The organism is Streptomyces sp. DT2A-34, from assembly GCF_030499515.1.
GTDB lineage: Bacteria > Actinomycetota > Actinomycetes > Streptomycetales > Streptomycetaceae > Streptomyces.
Genome location: NZ_JASTWJ010000001.1, coordinates 314,010 through 335,490, shown reverse-complemented (window position 1 = coordinate 335,490; position 21,481 = coordinate 314,010). Strand labels below are relative to the sequence as shown.

The window sequence follows — 21,481 nt, the reverse complement described above, 5'->3', positions numbered from 1 at the left end:
GACCGGCTCACCGATCCTTGGACCGGTCGCGGTGGCTGGTGTCGCACCACGGGTAGCGGCGGCTGCGGCGGCAGGTGCACAGGGCGACGCGGAAGCGGTCGGACGTGACGATCGTGCCGTCCTCCAGCTCCACCTCCACCGGGCCCTCCACCAAGAGGGGACCCTGGCGCTGGACCTTGATGCGGCGCGGTTCGTCAGACGGGGAGTTCGGCACGGACGACCACCAGTTCCTCCCTGTGGTCCGGGGCGCTCAGCAGGCCGCGCTCTCGCAGCCAGCTCTCCCGCGACCGCAGCACGGGGCCGAACGGGATCACCCGACGCCGCGTCACGGATGCCTTCAGCCCTGCCCCGCGCAGGTGCGTCAGGGTCCGGCCGGGGCAGCTGAGCGCCGAGTGCACGACGAGGAGAACGCCGCCGGGGCGCAGCAGGGCCGGGGCCTCCCGGCAGATCCGGTCGAGGAGGAGCCGTCCGTCCTGGCCCGCGTCCCAGGACCGGGCCGCACCGTGCGGGGCGCGTCCCGTGTCCGGCGCGGGTACGTACGGCGGATTGGCCAGGATGAGGTCGAACGACTGCCCCCGCACCGGGGCGAAGAGGTTGCCGTGCCGGATGCGGACATCGAGCCCGGCCAGCCGGGTGTTCAGCCGCGCCGCGCACACCGCCCGCCAGGACACGTCCACCGCGGTCACCTGCGTGCCGCGTCGAGCGGCTTCGATCGCCAGCGCGCCCGAACCGGTCCCCACGTCGAGGACGTGCGCACCGTCGGGCAGCGGCTCGTCGTGCAGGGCGCCGACGAGCAGGGCGGTGTCTTCCTGAGGGGCGTAGACGCCCGGAGGCACCAGTGTCTTCACCGGCCCCGGGTACCCCGGCATTCACAAAGTAAGGGGTATTTCGGACCGCGGGGGCGTGCGCAGCGACGACCGGCCCGCGCGCCAGGAGCCGAGCAGCCGGTCGGCGAGGCGGTCCTCCAGATATCCGGTGACGTCGATGCCGAAGGCGACGTCCGGGGCGAGGTGCGGCTCCTCGGCGAGCAGGCCGCCGATGACGTCATGGCGTACGACCTGCTCGTGCACCGCGTCCGCCTCGACATGCTCGTCGTAGAAGTGCTCGGCGGCGGGCCCGGCACCCGTGCGGCGCATCGCCTCGGCCAGGCGCCGTGAGGCCGGTGACGAGGTGATCTCGACCGCCGCGAAATGGCCGACGAGAGCTCCGCGCAGCGCCCGGTGCAGGCCGAGCAGGGACATCAGATTGACCGTGGCCAGGGCCTCCGCGGTCGCCGTGTCGAGATAGCGCCCGTATGTCGTGTCCAGGTCGAGGTCCGTCATCAGGTCGGCGAAGAGGCGCGCGTGGACGCGTTCGGGCCGGCCGCCGCCGTACTCGTCGAACTCCACCGCCGCCATGCCCGACTTGGCCCTGCCCCACAGCCGGGGCAGCACCCAGGCGTGCGGGTCCGCCTCCTTGAGGTGGTACAGGGAGCGCTGGGCCGCGTACTCGCGCACGTGCCACAACTCGCCCTCGGCGCACAGGAAGTGACTGACTCCCGTGCCGTCGACGGGTTCCACGAGGAGGTCGGCCAGCGCGTCCTCGACGCTGTCGTGAGCGGGCACGTCCGCGCGCAGCGCGGTCAGGAAGCGGTGTTCCAGCGCGGCGCGGACGCGCAGCAGGTCCGGGTCCCACTCGAGGGACTCGGGAACGCCGGCGAAACCGCGGTAGTGCAGTTCGTAGCAGAGGTAGAGGGCCAGCTGAAGGTCGTCGCCGTAGACGGCCGCGCCCGCGACATCCCGGTGCCGGGGCGGCGGGCCCGCACCCCGCAGATACTCCTCGACGGCAGCGGAGACGGGGCCCCGCGCCGTCGGCAGCGGGGGCCCTTCGCCGCCATGCGCCGGGCGGAGGTCGTGTGTCATGACCGCCGAGTACCCGTGGGGCGCCGGGCCACCCGCCCCGGTCACTCGCCCTCGGACTCCTCCTGGGCGCGCGTGTTGGGGGTGATGGCATCGCCGGCCTCGCCCCTGCGGCGGCGCTGCTCGGCGGAGTCCCGGGTGCGGTGCTCGGCGTCGGCGATCTCGTCGATGACCTCTTCGAACGCCGTCTCGGGGTGCTCCTCGTGCTCCTTGTGCTCCTTCTTGCCGTCGGTCACGGGGTCTCCTTCCGTCGTCGGGCGGTTGCGTGCCGTGGGCCCTTCGTGCGGTCAGCTGGTCGCGGGCGCGCTCGCGATCCGCAGGGGCACCGGGTCGGACGGAACGGCCTCGTCGTTGAGGCGGCTGATCTCCGCCCACCAGGACGCGCCGTCCTCGATGTGCCGCAGCATGATCCCTTCGCGGATCGCCCACGGACAGATCGTCACCGTACTGAGGCCGGTCAGCTTCATCGCCGTGTGCGCGACCACCGCGCCGGCCAGGCTCTGGGCGGCGCGCGGTGCGGAGATGCCGGGCAGCAGGGCGCGCTCGGCGGCGGGCAGCACGGCCAGGCGCCCGATGGCCTCACGCAGTTCCGAACGCGCCAACTGCCGTTCCATGAACGGCCCGTGCCGACCCGGTGCGGCCCCGCACAGGCGGCCCAGCTGCTGGAACGTACGCGAGGTGGCGGTCGCCGTGTGCGGCCCCTCCCAGCGGATCCGGGCCGCGACGTCCCGCAGCTGATGGCGGACCTTGCGGCGCAGCGCCCGCACCTGGCGCGTCGCCGGCGGGTCCTCGTCGGCGAAGAACTCATGGGTCAGCCGTGCCGCGCCGAGCGGCAGCGACGCCACGAAGTCCGGTAACCGGCCACGACCGAAGGCCACTTCGAGCGAGCCGCCGCCGATGTCCAGCAGGGCGAGCGGCCCCGACCGCCAGCCCATCCACCGCCGCGCCCCGAGGAAGGTGAGCTCGGCCTCGACCTCGCCCGGCAGGATGCACAGACTCACCCCCGTCCGCGTGCGCACGGTACGCACCACCTCCTGGCGGTTCGGCGCGCCGCGCACCACGGCGGTCGCGAAGGCCAGGGGAGCGGTGGCGCCCCATCTGGTCGCGGTCCGGCTCGCGGCGGCGACCGCGCCGACCAATTGCTCGACCGCCTCCTCGGGGATGCTGTCCCCGGGCCTGACCTGCTGGGACAGCCGCAGCCGCCATTTCTCGGTGTGAACGGGCAGCGGTACCCCGTCCTCCGCATCGGCCACCACCAGTCGGACCGTGTTCGAGCCTGCATCCACGACGCTGATTCGCATGCGTCGCCAGTACCCGTTTCAGGGCGGGAGCAATGGGGGCGCACAGGAGCGGGGCTTTACATTCCTTGACTGGAATATAACCGCAGAGGCATATTGGAGCCATGTCCGACGCCTCGCTCTGGAGCGCCCTCGCCGATCCCCACCGGCGGGCCATCGTCGCGCTCCTGCTGGAGCGGCCGCGGCCCGTCGGGGAGATCGTGGAGGCATGCGGGCTGAGCCAGCCGAGTACGTCGAAGCATCTGAAGGTGCTCCGGGAGGCGGGTCTGGTGCGGGTGCGGCAGGATGCCCAGCGCCGCGTCTACGCCCTCGATCCCGCCCCGATCGCCGAACTCGACGCCTGGCTGGCCCCGTACCGCGAGCTCTGGAACCGCAGCCTGGACGCCCTGGGCCGCCGACTCGACGAGATGTCGGACGACACGGCGCACACCCCGAGGAATCCACCACGAAGGACTGATCCACCATGACCGCCGACCTCACCGGCACCTTTCTGACCCTGGACGACGGCCGCCCGGCCGTCCGCTTCAGCCGTACCTACGACCATCCCGTCGAGCGCGTCTGGCGGTTCCTGACCGACGCCGACGAACTGGCCCACTGGTTCCCGTCCCGCGCCGAGATCGAGCTGCGCCCCGGCGGCACCATCAGGTTCAGCGGCGACCCGAACATGGAGGACTCCACGGGCCGGGTGATCGCCGTCGACGAGCCCCGGCACCTGTCCTTCGAGTGGGGCGGCGACGAACTGCACTTCGACCTGGAGGCCCTGGACGACGGGCGCACCCGCTTCACCCTCACCAACATCCTCGTCGCCGAGAACACCGCCGCCCGCAACAGCGCCGGCTGGGAGGTCTGCCTGGCCGCCCTCGACGCGCACGTGCGCGGGGAGCGCTTCGAGGGAGCGCACGCCGGGGCCGACGCGCCGTGGAAGGAGTTCTACGACGGCTATGTATCCGCCGACGTCCCCTCCGGCGCCCCGGTCCCGGGCTTGGACGCCTGAGCGCGATCAGTTCGTCCCGGCGGCTGCGCAACTGCTCCCGGCGCTCGGGATGCTCAGCTCCGTGAGGTAGTCGTCCACGGCGTCACGGGTGCAGTCGCTGCGCCGGTAGACGCTGTGTCCCGCGCCCTCGTACGGCAGCAGGACGGTCGTACCCCTGGTCTGCCGGTGGACATTGGCCGCCCATGTGAAGTGGTTCGCCGGGTCGTGCCGTGAGTGCAGCATGAGGATCTTGGGTGCCTTGGTGATGCGCAGACGGTGCTGCGGGTTGTTCACCTCGTCGGGCCAGCCGATGCACCCCGCCACCGCGGGGTGCACGCGCGGTGAACCGCGCATGTGCGGCGCGGCCGCCGACTCGGCCCGGGTCAGCTCGGCGTACTCCTGGTGGTCCTTCGCCCGGATGCGCCAGTCCTGGCAGAAGACCGCGTAGAACGGCTCCGCCGTCGTCTGCTGGTCCGCTTCCCGCGGCAGCGGCGACCGGTCCTGCCGGGGTTGCTCGGACCGCTGCCGTGCGTCCGGTTCCTGTGCGTCGAGGCCTGCCACATAGGTGGCCAGCTCGTCCCAGCGCGGGCCGTAGAACTTCATGAAGACGTCGAACGCGATCTTGTGCGCGGTCAGGAACCGCTCCGGACTCTCCGGATCGCGTATCTCCCCCCGGTCCGCCCTGGCGAGCAGGCGGTCCCATACGGCGGTGACGTCCCGGCCGTGCAGGGCGCAGGAGCTGGTGCGGTCGCACCACTTCACGAACTGGTGGAACGAGTCCTCGGCGGCGGCCGCGGAGGAGACGAGGAACTCGCGGGCGCCGAGGCTGTGGTCGATGTTCGCGGTGAGGGCCATGGTCCGGATGCGGTCGCCGTACTCCTCCGCGTACTGCTCGCCGATCAGCGTGCCGTAGGAGTGGCCGAAGTAGTTGATCTTCTCCTCGCCCAGCGCCCCACGGAGCGCGTCCATGTCCCGGACGACGCTCAAGGTGTCGGCGTGGTCGAAGAGCGGACCGGTGTGCCGCCGGCAGTCCTCGCGCAACGCGCGGTTGAACTCGGCGAGTCGATCGAACTCCGCCTGGTCGCGGGGGTAGACCGACGGCTGTTGGCGCAGCAGTTCGGTGGAGCACTTCACCGGATGGCTGGCGCCGACGCCCCGGGGGTCGAACCCGACGATGTCGAACCGCTCCTGGATGTCGGGACCGAAGTGGGACTTGGCGTCCGCCACGGCGAAGTTCACACCCGAGGCGCCCGGCCCGCCCGGGTTGACCAACAGCACCCCGACGCGGCGATCCGGATCGGTCGCCTTGCGACGGCCCACCGCGAGATCGAACGTCTCGCCCGACGGGCGTGCCCAGTCGACAGGCAGGCGCAGGGTCCCGCACTCCGCCGTGGCGTCCTGGGCGCATGGTTTCCAGTCGATCGCCTTCTGTGTTGTCGAGTTGCTGTCATGACTGCTGGAGTGCGCCGACGCCGCGCCCGGCATCGACACCCCGGCGAGTAATCCGGCGGTGAGCGCTGCGGTGAGCGCTCTGATGATCGGCCGCATGAAGTCCTTCCCGAGCGTCCTGCGAAACGGATCACGGGGGAGACCCGCAAGATCGAAGGTGGCAGTGATCCGACCGAGGTCACAACCGAACAGGACGGGAATCAGGGAAGGCACCGGGTCGCGGTCAGGGTCGGTCTCAGGGCCACGCCTCGGGGGTTGCCCCCCGAATCCCTGAGCCGACCCCGGACTTGATCCGGCGCCGCACGCACGCCATCCGGCACCGCACTCACGCCATCTGGCGTCGCACCAGCTCGTGCAGCCGTCCGTTCGTGTCCGCGAGGAGCTGCGCGGGCGGGCCCTGCTGAGCCACCTTGCCGTCCTCCATCACGATCACGCGGTCGGCGTCCAGCACCGTCGACAGGCGGTGCGCGATGACGATGCGGGTGGCGTTGAGGGCCTTGGTGGACTCGATGACCGTGCGCTGTGTCTCGTTGTCGAGGGCGCTGGTCGCCTCGTCGAAGAAGAGGATGCGCGGGCGGCGGATCAACGCCTGGGCGATCATCAGGCGCTGGCGCTGGCCGCCGGAGATCGCGCCGCTGCCCGAGACGATCGTGTGCAGCCCCATCGGCATCCGCTTGATGTCCTCGGCGAGCCCCGCCATCTCGGCCGCCGCCATAGCCTCCTCCGGCGTGTACGGCTCGGTACCGCAGATGACGTCCAGGATGGACCCGGTGAACGGCTGCGCGTGCTGGAGCACGACCCCGCACTGACGGCGCACGGCCGACTGGTCCAGCGCCGACAGGTCCTGGCCGTCGTAGAGCACGCTGCCGGACACCGGCTTGTCGAAGCCGATCAGCAGCCTGAGCAGCGTCGACTTGCCGCAGCCGCTGGGGCCGACGATCGCCACGAACTCGCCCGGGCGTACGTCGAAGGACACGTCGTCGAGGATCAGGGGACCGTCGTCGGAGTACCGGAAGGACAGCCGACGCGCCTCGATCGCCCCGGTCAGCGGGCCCGGGCGGGTGCTCGCCGTGCGCACCTCGGGCGTCGCGTCCAGCACCGGCTTGATCTCCTCGAACAGCGGCAGCGCGGCCACCACCGACACGAACGAGCCGGTCAGCTGGGTGACCGAGGTCAGCAGCATCGTCACCGAGGTGTTGAAGGTGAGGAACGCGGCCGCCGACATCGACCCGCGTGCCGGACCCGCCAGCAGCATGAACATCAGCAGCGTGCACACCGGCAGGTACACCGCGCCCATCACGGTGGTGAGGTTCTTGATCCGCCCCACCTTCTGCTGGAGCTCACGGCTGCGCGCGAACCGGTCCGCCCAGGCCGCGTACGCGTAGTTCTCGGCCGCCGCAACGCGCAGCTTCGGCAGCCCGCGCAGCGTCTGGAACGCCTGGTTGTTCAGCTTGTTGCTCAGCACCACCAGCCGTCGCTGCCAGCGCACCTGCCACAGCCCGAGCCCCAGGAACACGGCCGCGATGACGACGAGCATGCCGATCGCCGCCATCGCCATCGGCACGCTGTACCAGAACAGCAGCGCCAGGTTCATCGCGCCCACCGTCACCGACGACGCGACGACGGGGCCGACTCCCGCCATCAGCCGGCGGATCGCGCTGATGCCCATGGCCTGGCTCGCCAGTTCGCCGGTCGAGCGCTCGGTGAAGAACTTCGTGGGCAGCCGCAGCAGCCGGTCCCACAGGGCCGGTTGGAGCGTCGCCTCGATACGGCCCTCAAGGCGCAGGATCGTCAGGTTCTGCAGCAGCATGAACGCCGCCGCCACAACGCTGCTGATCATCACGGCCAGACAGAACTGCACGATCAGCCCGGTCTGGGCCTTCGGCACGAACTCGCCGAGAATCTTGCCCGTCGCGATCGGCACCAGCGCCCCGATCGCCACCGTCACCAGGCCGCTGATCAGCAGGTTCGTCAGGTCACCGCCGGTGCCTCGCATGCTGAACCGCAGGAGCCTGAGCGGGCTCGGCGCGCGGTCGGGCAGCGGCCGGTAGAACATCACGGCACGCGGCTCGAACTCCTCCGCGTTGGCCTTCTCGACCGGCGTCTCACGGCCGGTCGCCGGATGGACGGCGACATAGCCACCACGCCGCCACAGCAGTGCCACCGGCGCACCGGACAGCGCCCGGTGACCGACGAGCGGGCCGATGTTGTCCCGCCACCACCGCCCGTCCAGGCGTACGGCCCGGGCACGGACGCGCGACGCGATGGCCACCCGCTCGACCGGGTCGAGCCGGTCGCTCTCGGTGCCGCTCTGCGCGGGCTCGGCCAGCGTGATCCCGGCCGCCTCGGCGACCAGCTTGCAGGCCGCGTAGCTGGCGTCCGCGTCGGCGGCCGTCGTGCGCTTCTCGCCGCGCTTGCCGATGGACGCCAGCAGCGTCCGGTCGGCCTGGGCGCGCACCGCCTCGCCGGCCTTGATGCCCTCGGCCGTGCGCGTCTCGTGGGTGCGCTCCAGCTGCTCGATCCAGCGGTCGAGGGTGGTCAGCAGGCGGTACTGCTGGTCGACCATGGACTGCCAGACCGCCGGGTCCATCAGCAGGTCGGCGGCGGCTTCCGCGCCGTACAGCGAGCCGTACTGCACACTGCCGGGCGGCACCTGCATCCAGAAGACGTCGTCGTCGGTCACCTCGGCAGCGCGCTCGGTGGCCATCGGTGCCTGGAAGAGAATGGAGAGGCTGCGGCCGACGCCGAGCGCGAGGGCGTATTCCAGGGGGCTCGTCGTCGGCGGGACGTACTGCGGGTTGCCGTACTCGTCGTACGACCATGTCTGGGTGTTGGCGGGCTGGTACAGCTCGCGCAGCCCGATGCGGTGCACGACGCAGTCCCTGAGCGGGCGGGCCACCAGTGTGTGGTGCGGTCCCGGGACCGGGCCGAGCAGCAGCGAGCCCGCCTCCAGGCGGCCGAGGTGGTGCCAGTGGCCCTGCTGTCCGGCGTCGACCGCGAACAGGTCCACGGCGCCGGACGCGACCAGCCACAGCACCTGCGGGCCTTCGAGGTCGAGGCGGTTGAAGCCGGCGCAGTCGATGCGCGTGCCCATCTGACCGAGCGCGTGGAGAACGAGGTCGCCCTCGTGGACGGAGGTCATCTCACCGCTCCTTGACCAGTGCCGCGTACGCGCCGCCGCGCGCGACGAGGTCCTCGTGCCGCCCGCGTTCGACGATCGTGCCGTGCTGGAGTACGACGATCTCGTCGCTGTCGCGCACGGTGCTGAGCCGGTGGGCGATCACCACACAGGCACAGCCGCGCTTGCGCAGGTTGTCCATCACGACCTGCTCGGTCTCGGCGTCCAGCGCGCTGGTCACCTCGTCAAGGACCAGAATGCTGGGGCGACGAACCAAGGCCCGCGCGATCTCCAGGCGCTGGCGCTGGCCGCCGGAGAAGTTGCGGCCGTCCTGCTCGACCTTGCTGTGGATGCCCCCCGGGCGGCGCATGATCACGTCGTACAGGGCCGCGTCGCGCAGGGCGTCCACCACCGCGTCGTCCGGGATCGACGGGTCCCACAGCGCCACGTTGTCGCGGACCGTGCCCTCGAAGAGGAACACCTCCTGGTCGACGAAGGAGACGGAGGCGGCGAGCGCGCCGCGCGGGATGTCCTCGATGCGCTGGTCGTCGATGCGGATGACGCCCTCCCAGGGGGCGTACAGGCCCGAGATCAGCCGGGAGACCGTCGACTTGCCGCTGCCGGAGCCACCGACCAGGGCCACCTGCCGGCCCGGGCCGACCGTCAGGTCGAAGCCGGTGAGCAGGGGCTTGTCGAGCGGGCTGTAGCCGAAGGTGATGTTCTGCAGCTCGACGTGGCCGTTGAGCCGGCGCGTCGAGTCGCCGGCGCCGGGACGGCCGTAGAGCGGGTCCGCCTCGAAGTTCTCCACGTCCTTCAGGCGGGCCACGTCGGCGGCGAAGTCCTGGATGCGGCCCGCGACGCCGTTGAGACGGGTGATCGGGGCGGTGAAGCGGGTGACCAGGGCCTGGAAGGCGACCAGCAGGCCGACGGATATGCCGCCCTCGACCGCCCGCATACCGCCGATCCAGAGGATCAGCGCGCTGTTGAGCGTCGCGAGCGTGGGCGCCACCACGCCCAGCCAGGCGCTCGGCACGCCGAGGCGCTGCTGCTCCTCCAGCGTGGTGGCGTGCTGTCCGGCCCACTTGCGGAAGTAGCCGTCCTCGCCGCCGGTCGCCTTCATCGTCTCGATCAGCTGGAGGCCGGTGTAGGCGGTGTTGGTGAGCCGGGCGTTGTCCGCGCGCAGCTTGGCGGTGCGGGTGGCGCGCAGGCGGATGACGACTCGCATGGCGACGACGTTCAGCAGGGCGACGCCGATGCCGACGAAGGTGAGCTGGGGGTCGTAGGTGTAGAGGAGGAGCGCGTAGAGCACGACGACCACCGCGTCCACGCCCGCCGCCGCGAGGTCGCGGGCCAGGGTCTCGGCCACCGCGTCGTTCGACTGGAGGCGCTGCACCAGGTCGGCCGGGCTGCGCTGGGAGAAGAACGTCACCGGCAGCCGCAGCAGATGCCGCAGGAAGCGGGCGCTGGAGAGGGTGGAGGAGATGATGCGGCCGCGCAGCAGGTTCGCCTGTTGCAGCCAGGTCAGTACGAGGGTGAGCGCGACGCAGGTCCCCATGGACGCGAACAGCACGCTCAGCAGCGAGGTCTGGTTTCCGATCAGGAACTCGTCGATGTAGGTGCGGCTCAGTGCGGGCACCGCCGCGCCGACCACCACCAGCAGCAGGCTCGCCAGGACGGCGGCGGGCATCGTGCCCGCGGTGCCGCGCAGCCGGGCCGGCATCGCGCCGAGCACGCCCGGCTTGCGGCCGCCCTTGCTGAAGTCCTCGCCGGGCTCCATCACCAGGACGACGCCGGTGAAGCTGCCGTCGAAGTCCTCCATGGGCACGAAACGGCGGCCCTTGGCGGGGTCGTTGATGTACACGCCCCGGCGGCCGAAGCGGCGGCCCATGCCGTCGTAGACGACGTAGTGGTTGAACTCCCAGAACAGGACGGCCGGCGTCTTCACCTCGGCGAGGGCGGCCGTGTCCATCTGCATGCCCTTGGCGGTCAGCCCGTAGCTGCGGGCCGCCTTGAGCAGGTTGCTGGCGCGCGAGCCGTCGCGGGAGACGCCGCACGCGATGCGCAGCTCCTCCAGCGGGACGTGGCGGCCGTAGTGGCCCAGCACCATCGCGAGGGAGGCGGCGCCGCACTCCACGGCCTCCATCTGGAGCACGGTGGGCGTGCGGACGGTCTTCGAGCGCCCCTTGGGCACGGGGCGCTTCGGCGGGGCGGCGCGGCGCCTGCTGCGCGTCTCCTGTGCGGCGCTCACGGCAGCAGCCAGTCGACGGGGCGCTGGTCGGCCAGCCGGATCGAGGCCTCGGCCATGGTCATGGAGGTGAGGGAGAACGGCGGCCCGTCCGCGGACGACCACTTGTAGCCGCTCTTGGTGCTCGACTCCTTGTCCAGCGTCACCAGTACCGCGACCGGCCTGCCGTCCTTGGTGAACTGCTCGCCCAGCTGGTTGTCGCCGAGGAACGCGGCGATCTGCTGCGCCGACTGCGCGGAGCGGTCCACCGACTTCACATGGCCGCGCAGGACGCCGTACTCCTGGGTGGGCACCGAGGAGACGGTGAGGTCCACGGCGGCCTTGTCGGGAATGGAGGCCGCGTTCTCGGCGGGGACGTACACCGTGGCGTACAGCGGGTCCTTGGTGTGGGCGACCTTCTCCACGGCGGCGACGTTCGCGCCGGTCGAGATGATCTGGCCGATGGTGGCGGCGAGCGCGGTGACCCGGCCCGCGGCGACCGTACGCACCACCGTGTCGCCCTTGGCCGTACGGACCTTCAGTACGGGGGAGTTCGCCGGAAGCCGCTGGCCCTGCTCGGCGAGGACCGCGGTGACCTGGCCGGCGACCGGGCTCTGCAGGACGTAGCTGCCCTGCCCGTGGGTGAGGATGGCGGGCGCGCCGACCGTGGAGGCGACCGAACCGGTCACCGCCCACACGGACGCGGCGGCCATGACGACCACCGTCACGGAGAGCACCAGCCAGCCCTGGGGGCGGGCGAAGCGCACCGGAAGGTCGAGCTCCTCCGGCGACTGGAGCTTGGCGAGGGCCTGTTGGCGGAACTGCACGGGACTTTCCCTCACCTGAGGATGAGCGGAGACCGGCTCGCGAGGGCCGGTCGTGGTGCGGGTGGTGCCGGTCTTTGTTTACGGCACCCGAAGAGCCCGGAGCCGGGGAACGGCTCCGGGACTCAGCGGTACAAAAGGCGCGATCAGAGACCGGCGACCAGGCCCGAGACGGGGGCGGTGTTCAGGCCGGTGACACCCTCCACGGTGCCGACGACCGTGTCGACCAGGCCGGAGACCGGGGCGATGCCGTTGACAGCGTCGAGGGCACCGTTCACGGCGTTGACCTGCAGGCCGCCGGAGACGTTGTCGAGCTCGGCGTCGGAGATCTCGACGGTCGCAACCTGGGGGGTGGAGTTCATGATGGAACTTCCCTTCCTAATGGGTATTTCACAAGGGGGAGCGGCCCCCTCTGGGGACAGATGACGGCCGCGACCGCAGGCACCCGGCGCCCGTTTCCGAAAAGCCGTTCACGGCCCCTGCGGTGCGATGGATCAAAGCACGCTGCGGGTACGGGCTTCCAATCAAACTCCGGCCTCACCAGGGAACTTTGATCTAAGCGGTATCGATCCGTGCAGATGTGGGCACGTCTTGTCGGCGACTTCTTCACATGCGTCACAGCATCGGCTCGGGCGAGCTGTTGCGTCCGCCCCGCGACGGCCCGGCCGATGCCATGGTGAATCCGACACTCCCGCCCCAAGGGGGTGGCCGCCGGTAGCGCCTTGTGCAGAACCTCGGCGCCCGGTGACTTCGTTGAGTATTGAATGTGCAGATTCCCTGAAGCCGGGATTCCGATCGGTGTTCACGACAGACCGCTACCGACCGGTAGCGGATCGTGTCAGCCCATTAGTGCGTAGACCGTGCTCGCTCGGGCCGCGATGTTCCCCGACCCCTCGTCGGTCAGCGTGATGTCGGCGAACGCCATACGACGGCCCAGCTTGGTGACGACCGCTTCGATCAGGACATCCGAACCGATCACGGCGCGCTGGAAGGACGTCGACTGCTGCACCGTCGTCATCGGCCCGTACGCCCCGCGCGCCGCCGACACCGCGATCACGGTGGCGGTGTCGGCGGCGGCCATCAGCGCCTGCCCGGACAGCGCGCCGCCCTCCCGGGCCAGCCCGTCCGACCAGGGCATTCGCAGGATCGCGCGGCGCTCCTCCACCGCCTCGACGGACAGGCCCAGTTGAACCACCCAGGGGGCGAAGTTGGCGGAGAGGATCTTGTCGGCTTCGGCGGTGGTCATCGTCATATGGGGGATTGTTCCCGCCGCCGGTGCCGCGGGCGCGGTCCTTGGCCGATTCGGTGTTTCGAGCGGGGCGCGCGCAAACGGAGTTGAACGCCCCGTGCGACCCGTGCGTACCAACTGCCAACCAGGCGCCCCGAAAAGCCGCCGGAACGAACGGCGGCACAGACCCCGTCCCCCAGGAGGTCGAGAAGTTTGAGTCACAAGCGAATTCCGAAGCGCAAGGCCGCGATAGCCGCGGGCAGCGTGGTGGCGCTCGGAGCGGCCGCAATTCTGTTGCCGAACGCCAACGCGTCGCAGGACGGTGCGTCGGACGCGGCCGCGGCCCCCAAGACCCTGAAGGCGGCGGACGCCTCGGATCTCGCCTCGCAGCTCGCGGGCCTGCTCGGCGACGCCTTCGCCGGTTCGTACTACGACTCCGAGAGCCAGCAGCTCGTGGTCAACGTCATCCCCGGCGACAACAACAACGTGATCGTCCAGGCGAAGAAGGCCGGCGCGAAGATCCGCGAGGTCGAGAACAGCCTGTCCGAGCTCGAGTCCGGCGCGCAGACCCTGAAGTCCGAGGCGACCATCCCGGGCACGGCCTGGGCGGTCGACCCCAGAACGAACAAGATCCTCGTCACCGCCGACAGCACCGTCACCGGCGACAACTGGGACCAGCTGGAGTCGACCGTCGAGAGCCTCGGCTCGGGCATGGCGACCATCAAGAAGTCGGCCGGCACGTTCAAGACGTTCCTCTCCGGCGGCGACGCCATCTTCGCCGGCGGCTCACGCTGCTCCACGGGCTTCAACGTCACCGCGGGCGACGGTTCTCCCGCCTTCCTGACCGCCGGCCACTGCACGCTCGCCGGCAATGAATGGTCGGACGCCGAGGGCGGTCAGCCGATCGCCACCGTCGACCAGTCCACCTTCCCCGGCGACGGCGACTTCGCCCTGGTCAAGTACGACGACCCGGCGACCGAGGCGCCGAGCGAGGTCAACCTCGGCGACCAGACCCTCGCGATCAGCCAGGCCGCGGAGGCCGAGGTCGGCCTCCAGGTGTTCCGGATGGGCAGCACCACCGGGCTGAGCGACGGTCAGGTCCTCGGGCTCGACGCCACCGTGAACTACCCGGAGGGCACGGTCACCGGGCTCATCCAGACCGACGTCTGCGCCGAGCCCGGCGACAGCGGCGGCTCCCTGTTCACCCAGGACGGCCTGGCGATCGGCCTCACCTCCGGCGGCAGCGGTGACTGCACCGTCGGCGGTGAGACGTTCTTCCAGCCGGTGACCACCGCCCTGGAGGCGGTCGGCGCGACCCTCGGCGACGCCGCGGGCGGCGCGGGCGCTGGTGAGGGGGCTGGAGCCGGTGAAGAGGTCGGAGCCGGTGAGGAGGCCGGTGCCGGCGAGGAAGCGGGCGCGGGTGAGGAGGCCGGTGCCGGCGAGGAAGCGGGCGCGGGTGAGGAGGCCGGTGCCGGTGAGGAAGCGGGCGCCGGTGAAGAGGCCGGAGCCGGTGAAGAGGTCGGCGGTGAGGAAGCCGGTGCCGGTGAAGAGGTCGGCAACGGCAACGCCGACGGCACGGGCAACGGCCTCGGCGAGATCGTCGGCAACGGCGTGGGGAACTGACGCCCCGGCACCGACGCACGGATCCGAGTGATCCGGACGCGAACGTGGTCCGGCCCTCCGGCGGGAGGGCCGGACCGCTGCGTCTGCGGGCCGTCGGCCTCGCGCCCGCACCAGCCGGGTCGTCAGCCCCGCGCCCGCAACAGCAGCAGCGCCACGTCGTCGACCCGCTCCCGCACCGACGCGGCATGCTGGATCAGCAGATCGGCCAGCTCGTCCAAGGGCTGCTCCCCGGCCTCGGTGAGCACGTGGCCGAGATCGGCGAGCGCGTCCTCGATGTCGACGCCGGGGGACTCGATCAGTCCGTCGGTGTAGAGGACGAGCACACAGCCCGGCGCGAGGTCGACCTCCGTCGTCGGATAGGTGGGCGAGCCGTCGATGCCCAGCAGCGGGCCACCGGCGAGGTCGAGCACCCGCACCCGTCCGTCCGGCCGTCTCAGCAGCGGCGGCGGATGCCCGGCGCGGGCCATCACCGCCCGCCCGTGTTCCGGGTCGAGCCGCAGGTACAGGCAGCTGGCGAACAGGTCGGAACCGAGGTCGAGCAGCAGCCGGTTGGTGCTGCGCATGACCTCCTCGGGCACCTGACCGACGGTCGTGTACGCACGTACGGCGGTGCGGATCTGGCCCATCAGACCGGCGGCGGTGACGTTGTGGCCCTGCACGTCCCCGATCACCGCCGCCGCCGTCAGGCCCTGCTCCGTCGGCACCAGGTCGTAGAAGTCGCCGCCGATCTCCATGCCCTGCATGGCGGGCAGATAGCGCGCGGCCGCTTCGATGCCGGGCAGCGTCGGCAGCGAATGGGGGAGCAGGGCGGCCTGCAGGCCGTGCGCCAGCTGGTTCTTGGCGTCGTAGAGCTGGGCCCGCTCCAGCGCCTGCGCGATCAGCCCGCCCAGACTGGTCAGCACCGCCCGCTCGTCCGCCGGGAACGGATGCGGCTCGGCGTAGGCGAGCACACAGGTGCCGACCGGCCGGCCGGACGCGATCAGCGGCAGATACGCCCAGGCCGCGAAGCCGTCGGGAGTCGCGTGCCGCACCGGATACAGGCGCTCCAGCTGCTGCTGCGACTCGAAGAACGCGGGCACCCCGGTGCTCAGGGCGTGAGTGCCCGGGGTCTGCTGGGTCAGCGGCATTCCGTCGAACCGCTCCACGATCTGCGGATCCGGATAGCCGCGGTGACCGAGCACATGCAGCCGGCCCGCCCGCGAGCCCAGCACGACCAGCGCCTGGCTGCCGACGGCCGGCGCGATCTCGTCCGCGACCAGCTGCACCACGTCCTGCACGCCCGCCGCCTCGGTGAGCGCACCGGCCAGGTTCAGCACCTGGGTGATGGTCACCAGCCGGGCCGGCGCATCGCCGGGCTGTGGCCCGCTGCGGCCCATCTCGGCCACCGCGCGGGCCCTGCTGATCCGTATGCTCAGGCCGGTCGTGCTCGGATACATGCGGAAGGACAGCCAGTCGCCGGGCGGGCGCAGCGCCACGAACGACGTGGTCTGCTGGCTCATCAGCGCGGCCCGGTAACGGTCCTCGTACACGGGGTCGTTGAGCCAGGGCACCGAGGCCCACAGCTGGTTGCCGAGCAGCCGGTTGGCCGGGACGCCGATCAGCTCGGCCGCCGCCGGGTTGGCGAAGCTGATCCGGCCGTGCAGATCGAGCGAGCACAGCCCGTACGGCAGCCGCGACACCATCCGCGCCGCCTCGACCGTGCCGAGCGTGCCGGCCGCGCCGCCGAACGCCGGCCCGGCGAGCAGGTCGGGCTCGGGCAGCGGCGGGCGGCTGTCCTCCTTGGCGCGCTCCAGCCGCACCGCGAGGCGCCGGCAGGCCGCCGTCAGATGTTCCTGCTCCCGCTCCGACAGCTCCGGAGAATGCGAACCGGGCCAGGTCACGAAGATCGCGCCGTAGACCGTGGTCCCGGTGGCCACGGGCAGCGCGGCCAGCGCGAACGGATAGGGCAGCACCACGGCGATACGCGGATACCGGGCCGCCATGTCCTCCTCGCCCCCGACCCACACCAGCCGCCGCTCACGCACCGCCTCCGCGACCGGGATCGGCGCGCTCAGCCCGACCCGCTCCCACGGCGCCGCGAACGCCCGGGGCAGCCCCGCCATCACCGCCATCTCCAGTACGGGCTCGTCGGGCGCCGGCAGGTACACCGCACCGGAGTGCGCGTGCACCTCGTCCATCATCGACGCCAGCGCCAGGGACAGCAGCGGTCGGCCGACCCGCGTCCTCGCGGCCGCCGGCGCCTGGGCGGACGTCTGCCCGTCGGACACGCCGATCACCTCCTCGCACGGGCGCGCCCCGGAGGCGACCCGAGCCGCTCACGCGCGCCGGGCCCCAGGGCTCAAATCTCCTCCCTCGCGGCCCTTCGCGCACGGCGAGCGCCCGGCTGCCCCCCGGCGGCACCGGCGCGGGACCGTACACGGGCACACGGGTACCCCCGGCAGGGCGAGATCCGCCGCATACCCCCTCGGCCTTGGGGCATGCCCCGCAGTCGAAGCGCGGGGCAGCGGACGGGCGCCCCGCGTGCGCCCCCGCGCACCCTGATGGCCGGTTCTTCGTGCCCGGTGGTGGTGCCGAACACGAACAATGGGGCACGCGCTCCTCACCACGGAACCGGTGCACGGCGAGTTGAAGGGACGGGCAGTGATTCGGGTGCTTCTTGTGCACGACACGTGTCTGGTCAGATCGGTCCTGGCGGAGTGGCTGCGCAAAGAACCCGACCTCGGGGTGTTCGACACCTCGTGGCAGAGCGCACCCGGCCGTCTGCGGTCCCTGCGGCCGGACGTCTGCGCGGCCGACCTCGACTGCTCGGACGCCTACGGCATCCCGCCGCTGGGCGACCTCCGCACACGCGAGGCGGGCCGCACACCGCCCCCGCTCCTCGTGCTGGCCAGCGCGCACCGGCCGGGGCTGCTGAAGCGGGCCGCCGAGGCCGGGGCGCTCGGCTACGTGGACAAGGAGGGCTCGCCCGAGCAGCTCGTGCACGGGATCCGGAGGGTCGCGGAGGGAAAACGTTTCGTCGACGACTCGCTGGGCTTCGGTTTCCTCAAGGCCGCCGAGATGCCGCTGACCCGTCGGGAACTGAGCGTGTTATCCCTCGCCGCCGAGGGAGCCTCGGTGGCGGAGATCGCGGGGAGCCTGCATCTGTCCCACGGGACCGTGCGCAACTACATGGCGGCCATCACCCGCAAGACCGGGGCCCGCAATCGGATCGACGCGATCCGGATCTCGCAGGGCGAGGGATGGCTCTGACGGCTCGGGCGTCCAGCTGCCCACGAGAGCGCGGTACGACGCCGAGCGGCACACGAGTTCGTCGTGGGTGCCGTACGCCGTGTGCCGGCCGTCCATGACGAGTACGCGGTCGGCGCGGCGGGCCGAGCTGATGCGGTGCGCGACGACCACCAGGGTGCCGCCCGGCCGCTCGGCGAAGGCCCGTTCCGCGCGCTCCTCGGCCCGCGCGTCCAGGTGGCAGGTCGCCTCGTCGAGCAGGGCGAGCGGGGCGTGGGAGAGATAGGCCCTGGTCAGGGCGATGAGCTGCCGTTCGCCCGCGGAGAGCGCCGCCGGATCCACCGCCGCGGTGGGCCCGCCGAGCGCCTCGAACAGCGGCAGGAGCCCCACGGCCTCGGCCGCGGCGACCAACTCCGCCTCGGGCACGGGGTCCGGCCGCAGATGCCCGAGGTTCTCGGCGAGCGTGCCGGTGAACACGTACGCCTCCTGTGGGATGAGCACCCGCAGCGCGGCAGCCTCGGGCCCCGGCACCGGGTGCCCGCAGAGCCGGACGGTGCCACGACCCGGCTCCAGCAACCCGGCGACCAGCGCGGCGAGTGTGGACTTCCCGATACCGCTCGGTCCGACGACGGCCAGGTGAGCACCGGGCAGGAGGGTGAGGTCCAGATCGTCGATCACGGGGGTCGCGTCGGGGCCGTAGGCGAAGGTGACGGAGCGGAGGGAGAGGACGGGTGGGCCGGAGGGTGCTTCGGCGGGGTGGGTGGGGGGCGCGGTGGTTCCGTCGGCGGGGCGTGTACGGGGCGCCGAATCCGGGTCGGCCTCGGCCCTGGTCCCAGTCCCGGCCCCCGCTCCGGAGGAGGTTTCGCGGGTCAGGCGGCGCAGTACCACCGCCAGGCGTGAGCCGCTGGTGCCCAGGCCGTGGACCAGGTTGTGCAGGGCGGGCAGCAGGGACTGGGTGACGTAGGCGAGGGCGCCCACCAGGGCGCCGGGGGTGACGCCGTGGTCGAGGAGCCAGGGTGCGCAGGCGAGGAGCAGCACGATCGGGAGTTGGCCGCCGAGCGCGAGCGAGGCCACGCGCAGGACACCCCAGCGGGCGAGGGAGCGGGCGGCCCGGAACTCGGCGTCGACACGGCTTCCCGTGGCGGCGGCGACCCGTTCCTCCGCACCGGCCGCCGTGATGTCCCGCAGTCCCGGGCAGACGGCGCCGAGCCGGTCGGCCAGCGCCTCGTCGGCGACGAGGAACGCCTCCTGGCGGCGGGCCAGCGGTCGCAGCGTCGCCGCGAACAGGCCGAGACCCGCGGCGAGCGGAGGCCCGACGACCAGCAGGAGCAGCGGGTCGAGCGACACCAGTCCCGCGACGGCGCCGGCCGCGGTGAACACGAACGAACGCGACACCATCACCAGCCCGGCGAAGGTGTCCCGCGCGATCTCGACCTGCTGTGTCAGCCCGGACAGCGCCCCGGCGTCCGCCTCCCGCACGCCGCGTGAGACGACCCGTGCGACCAGCCGGTCCCGGAGCGGTTCGACCAGCGCGGCGACCGCGCCGTACACCCGTACGGTGCCGTACGCCCCGACGAGCACGCCGAGTCCGGCCACGCCCAGCCAGGCGAGCCCGATCCCGGGACGCCCGGCCAGAAACCCGTCGTCCAGGGCGCGGGCGAGCGCGTACCCGGTGAGGAAGGTCTGCCCGGTCTCCAGAACGGACCAGCCGGCCAGCCGCACCACGACCCGCCACCGGTCCCGCAGGAAGCGCAGGCCGCGCCGGTGGACGCCCTCGGTCATGGCCGCTCCCCATCCGCGAACTTCCCATCCGCGAACCCTCCGTTCGCGACCCCTCCGTTCGCGACCCCTCCGTCCGCGACCCCTCCGTCCGCGACCCCTCCGTCCGCGAACACCGCCCGGTACTCGGGGATCCGCCACAGCCGCTCGTGTGGCCCCACCGCCCGCACCCGCCCCCCGTCCAGCCAGGCCACCGCGTCCGCGCGGGCGGCCGTGGCGGCGCGGTGGGCGATCAGGAGCCGGGTGCCGGCGTGCGGGCCGCCGTCGACCAGGGCCGCGGTGATGCGCGCCTCGGTCACCGTGTCGAGGCTGGAGAGGGCGTCGTCGAGAATCAGCAGACGGCCGCCGTGGGCGAACGCCCGGGCGAGGCCGAGGCGTTGGGACTCCCCGCCGGAGCGCGGGGCGTCGGCGACGGCGGTGGCGTAACCCCGGGGGAGGCGGCGCACGAAGTCGTCCGCGTGGGCCGTACGGGACGCCTCCCGGATGCGGGCGGGGGAGGGGGACGACAGGGCGAGACCGATCTCCTCCTCGACCGTGCCGCCCAGCAGGGCGGGGCGCTCGAAGGCGTGACCGACGGCCCGGCGCAGTGCGCCGTGGGTGAGTGCGCGCAACGGCACCCCGTCGAGCAGCACCTCTCCGGCGTCCGGCTCGGCCAGCCGCCCGGCGACCGCGGCGAGCAGCGACTTGCCCGCGCCCGACCGGCCCACCACGGCGAGCGTCGTGCCGCCGGGCACCACGAGGTCGACGCCGTCGAGCACGGCACGCCCACCGCGCCGGGCGGTCACCCCGCGCAGTTCCAGCCGGCCCGGGCCGGGCGGGAGCGAGCGGTCTCCGTAGCCGGGAGCCGGTTCGGCGAGCACCTCGCCGAGGCGGGCGGTCGCCGCTCGGGCCCGCGCCAGGCCCGCGAGATGGCCGACCAGCACGCCGACGCCGGTGGCGAGGACCGCGTACCGGGAGGCCGCGAGCACCTCGCCCACCGTCAGCCGGTGGCCGGCGAGCAGGACCCCGGCCACGGCGACGACGCCGAGTTGGAGCAGCGGGGCCACGGCGACGGACCGGCCCGCGGCCCGCCCCTGCACCCGCCACATACGGTGCCCGGCGTCGGACAGTTCGGGCAACGGCCGCAGGATCCGTGCCGTCTCCCGGTCGGCCGTACCCGCCGCCTCGATGGTGCGATGGCCTCCGACGGCTTCCGAGAGGGCCTGCGCCATCCGGCCCTGGGCCTGCTGGTAGCGCGTCACGCATTCCCTGGTGTCGCGGGCGAAGGCGCGCAGCAGCAGGGCCAGCACCGGTGCTCCGGCCAGCAGCACGGCCGCGAGCCACGGGTCGATCAGAGCGAGGGCCACCACGGCCCCGACAGGTCCGGCGAGCGCGGCGAGCAGAGCGGCCCGGGCGGTCGGTGCCGTGCCGGCCTGGGCGGCGTTGCCGACGAGGCGGGCGACGAGGTCTCCGGGTCCGAAGCGTGCGGCGGCGCGCGGGCCGACGGCCAGGACATGCCCGGTCAGACGTCGGCGCAGCCAGGCGGTGGTGCGGGCGTCCACCGTGCCGCCCAGCACGGTCTCGCAGGCGTCGAGCAGGGCGAGCAGTACGACGATCGCGGCGCAGTACAGCACCCAGCGGGTCGCCGGGGCCCGCGTCAGCAGCAGGTCGAGGGTGTGCCCCAGCGCGGCGGGCAGCAGCAGACCGGCGCCGGTGGCGGCCGTGCTCACCAGGCACAGGACCAGACAGCGGGCGGGGGCCGGACCGAGCGGCCCGGGCAGCGTCCTGATGGCTTGTGTCATGGGGCTGCACCCCTCACCCCTCGGTGTGTGCAGAAACCGTGTGCAGAGCCGTGTGCAGAAC

The 21,481-nt window shown here is 72.3% G+C and carries 17 protein-coding genes and 1 pseudogene; 4 read left to right on the top strand and 14 right to left on the bottom strand.

What is annotated here, in order from left to right; genetic code table 11:
- Positions 1–7 precede the first annotated feature (7 nt).
- The 5 genes from QQM39_RS01580 to QQM39_RS01560 are packed head-to-tail and all read right to left on the bottom strand — an operon-like array spanning position 8 to position 3,199.
- Entirely contained in the window at positions 8–214 is a 207-nt protein-coding gene (locus QQM39_RS01580; RefSeq protein WP_301994762.1) for a CDGSH iron-sulfur domain-containing protein, read from the bottom strand.
- The gene (locus QQM39_RS01575; protein WP_301994761.1) at positions 195–869 is read right to left on the bottom strand and encodes a HemK2/MTQ2 family protein methyltransferase; all 675 of its coding nucleotides are present in this window, start codon (positions 867–869) and stop codon (positions 195–197) included. Before QQM39_RS01575 ends, QQM39_RS01580 begins: the two co-directional genes overlap by 20 nt.
- Positions 870–1,901, bottom strand: a complete 1,032-nt coding sequence (locus QQM39_RS01570; protein ID WP_301994760.1) for an iron-containing redox enzyme family protein — start codon at positions 1,899–1,901, stop codon at positions 870–872.
- A gap of 41 nt (positions 1,902–1,942) precedes the next feature.
- The gene (locus tag QQM39_RS01565) at positions 1,943–2,134 is read right to left on the bottom strand and encodes a hypothetical protein (RefSeq protein ID WP_301994759.1); all 192 of its coding nucleotides are present in this window, start codon (positions 2,132–2,134) and stop codon (positions 1,943–1,945) included.
- A 51-nt stretch (positions 2,135–2,185) separates the two neighbouring features.
- On the bottom strand, positions 2,186–3,199 hold the full coding sequence (locus QQM39_RS01560) for a Ppx/GppA family phosphatase (RefSeq protein ID WP_301994758.1): 1,014 nt from the start codon (positions 3,197–3,199) through the stop codon (positions 2,186–2,188).
- A 101-nt stretch (positions 3,200–3,300) separates the two neighbouring features.
- On the opposite strand from QQM39_RS01560, the gene QQM39_RS01555 reads away from it, so the two are divergent.
- Both QQM39_RS01555 and QQM39_RS01550 read left to right on the top strand, forming a co-directional pair.
- Positions 3,301–3,663: a helix-turn-helix transcriptional regulator gene (locus tag QQM39_RS01555; RefSeq protein WP_301994757.1), complete on the top strand. Its 363-nt coding sequence runs from the start codon at positions 3,301–3,303 to the stop codon at positions 3,661–3,663.
- Entirely contained in the window at positions 3,660–4,190 is a 531-nt protein-coding gene (locus QQM39_RS01550; RefSeq protein ID WP_301994756.1) for an SRPBCC family protein, read from the top strand. The genes QQM39_RS01555 and QQM39_RS01550 overlap by 4 nt, the downstream gene beginning before the upstream one ends.
- Positions 4,191–4,196: 6 nt before the next feature.
- On the opposite strand, the gene QQM39_RS01545 is transcribed toward QQM39_RS01550, so the two are convergent.
- The 6 genes from QQM39_RS01545 to QQM39_RS01520 all read right to left on the bottom strand — a co-directional run bounded on the left by QQM39_RS01545 (position 4,197) and on the right by QQM39_RS01520 (position 13,036).
- Positions 4,197–5,717, bottom strand: coding sequence for an alpha/beta fold hydrolase (locus QQM39_RS01545; protein WP_301994755.1), 1,521 nt, complete (start codon positions 5,715–5,717; stop codon positions 4,197–4,199).
- Positions 5,718–5,943: 226 nt separating this feature from the next.
- Positions 5,944–8,760, bottom strand: a complete 2,817-nt coding sequence (locus QQM39_RS01540; RefSeq protein WP_301994754.1) for an NHLP bacteriocin export ABC transporter permease/ATPase subunit — start codon at positions 8,758–8,760, stop codon at positions 5,944–5,946.
- Position 8,761: 1 nt separating this feature from the next.
- Complete coding sequence (locus tag QQM39_RS01535; protein ID WP_301994753.1) at positions 8,762–10,984, bottom strand: NHLP family bacteriocin export ABC transporter peptidase/permease/ATPase subunit; 2,223 nt, start codon at positions 10,982–10,984, stop codon at positions 8,762–8,764.
- Positions 10,981–11,787 carry an HlyD family efflux transporter periplasmic adaptor subunit gene (locus QQM39_RS01530; protein WP_301994752.1) on the bottom strand — a complete coding sequence of 269 codons (807 nt, stop codon included), beginning with the start codon at positions 11,785–11,787 and terminating at the stop codon, positions 10,981–10,983. The genes QQM39_RS01535 and QQM39_RS01530 overlap by 4 nt, the downstream gene beginning before the upstream one ends.
- A gap of 143 nt (positions 11,788–11,930) precedes the next feature.
- On the bottom strand, positions 11,931–12,146 hold the full coding sequence (locus tag QQM39_RS01525) for a hypothetical protein (protein ID WP_030052098.1): 216 nt from the start codon (positions 12,144–12,146) through the stop codon (positions 11,931–11,933).
- Positions 12,147–12,622: 476 nt separating this feature from the next.
- Positions 12,623–13,036 carry a PaaI family thioesterase gene (locus QQM39_RS01520; RefSeq protein ID WP_301994751.1) on the bottom strand — a complete coding sequence of 138 codons (414 nt, stop codon included), beginning with the start codon at positions 13,034–13,036 and terminating at the stop codon, positions 12,623–12,625.
- A gap of 189 nt (positions 13,037–13,225) precedes the next feature.
- Here QQM39_RS01520 and QQM39_RS01515 point away from each other — a divergent pair, with 189 nt between their 5' ends.
- On the top strand, positions 13,226–14,635 hold the full coding sequence (locus QQM39_RS01515; RefSeq protein WP_301994750.1) for a S1 family peptidase: 1,410 nt from the start codon (positions 13,226–13,228) through the stop codon (positions 14,633–14,635).
- 122 nt (positions 14,636–14,757) lie between these two features.
- On the opposite strand, the gene QQM39_RS01510 is transcribed toward QQM39_RS01515, so the two are convergent.
- A complete protein-coding gene (locus tag QQM39_RS01510; RefSeq protein WP_301994749.1) occupies positions 14,758–16,911 on the bottom strand; it encodes a SpoIIE family protein phosphatase in 2,154 nt (717 codons plus the stop codon).
- 364 nt (positions 16,912–17,275) lie between these two features.
- Between QQM39_RS01510 and QQM39_RS01505 the strand changes: the two genes are divergently transcribed.
- A complete protein-coding gene (locus QQM39_RS01505) occupies positions 17,276–17,884 on the top strand; it encodes a response regulator transcription factor (protein ID WP_302003440.1) in 609 nt (202 codons plus the stop codon).
- Positions 17,885–18,163: 279 nt separating this feature from the next.
- On the opposite strand, the pseudogene QQM39_RS01500 reads toward QQM39_RS01505, so the two are convergent.
- A pseudogene (locus QQM39_RS01500) lies at positions 18,164–19,258 on the bottom strand (ATP-binding cassette domain-containing protein); the annotation flags it as partial.
- Between the two features lie 380 nt (positions 19,259–19,638).
- On the bottom strand, positions 19,639–21,420 hold the full coding sequence (locus QQM39_RS01495; RefSeq protein WP_301994748.1) for an ABC transporter ATP-binding protein: 1,782 nt from the start codon (positions 21,418–21,420) through the stop codon (positions 19,639–19,641).
- Positions 21,421–21,481 lie beyond the last annotated feature (61 nt).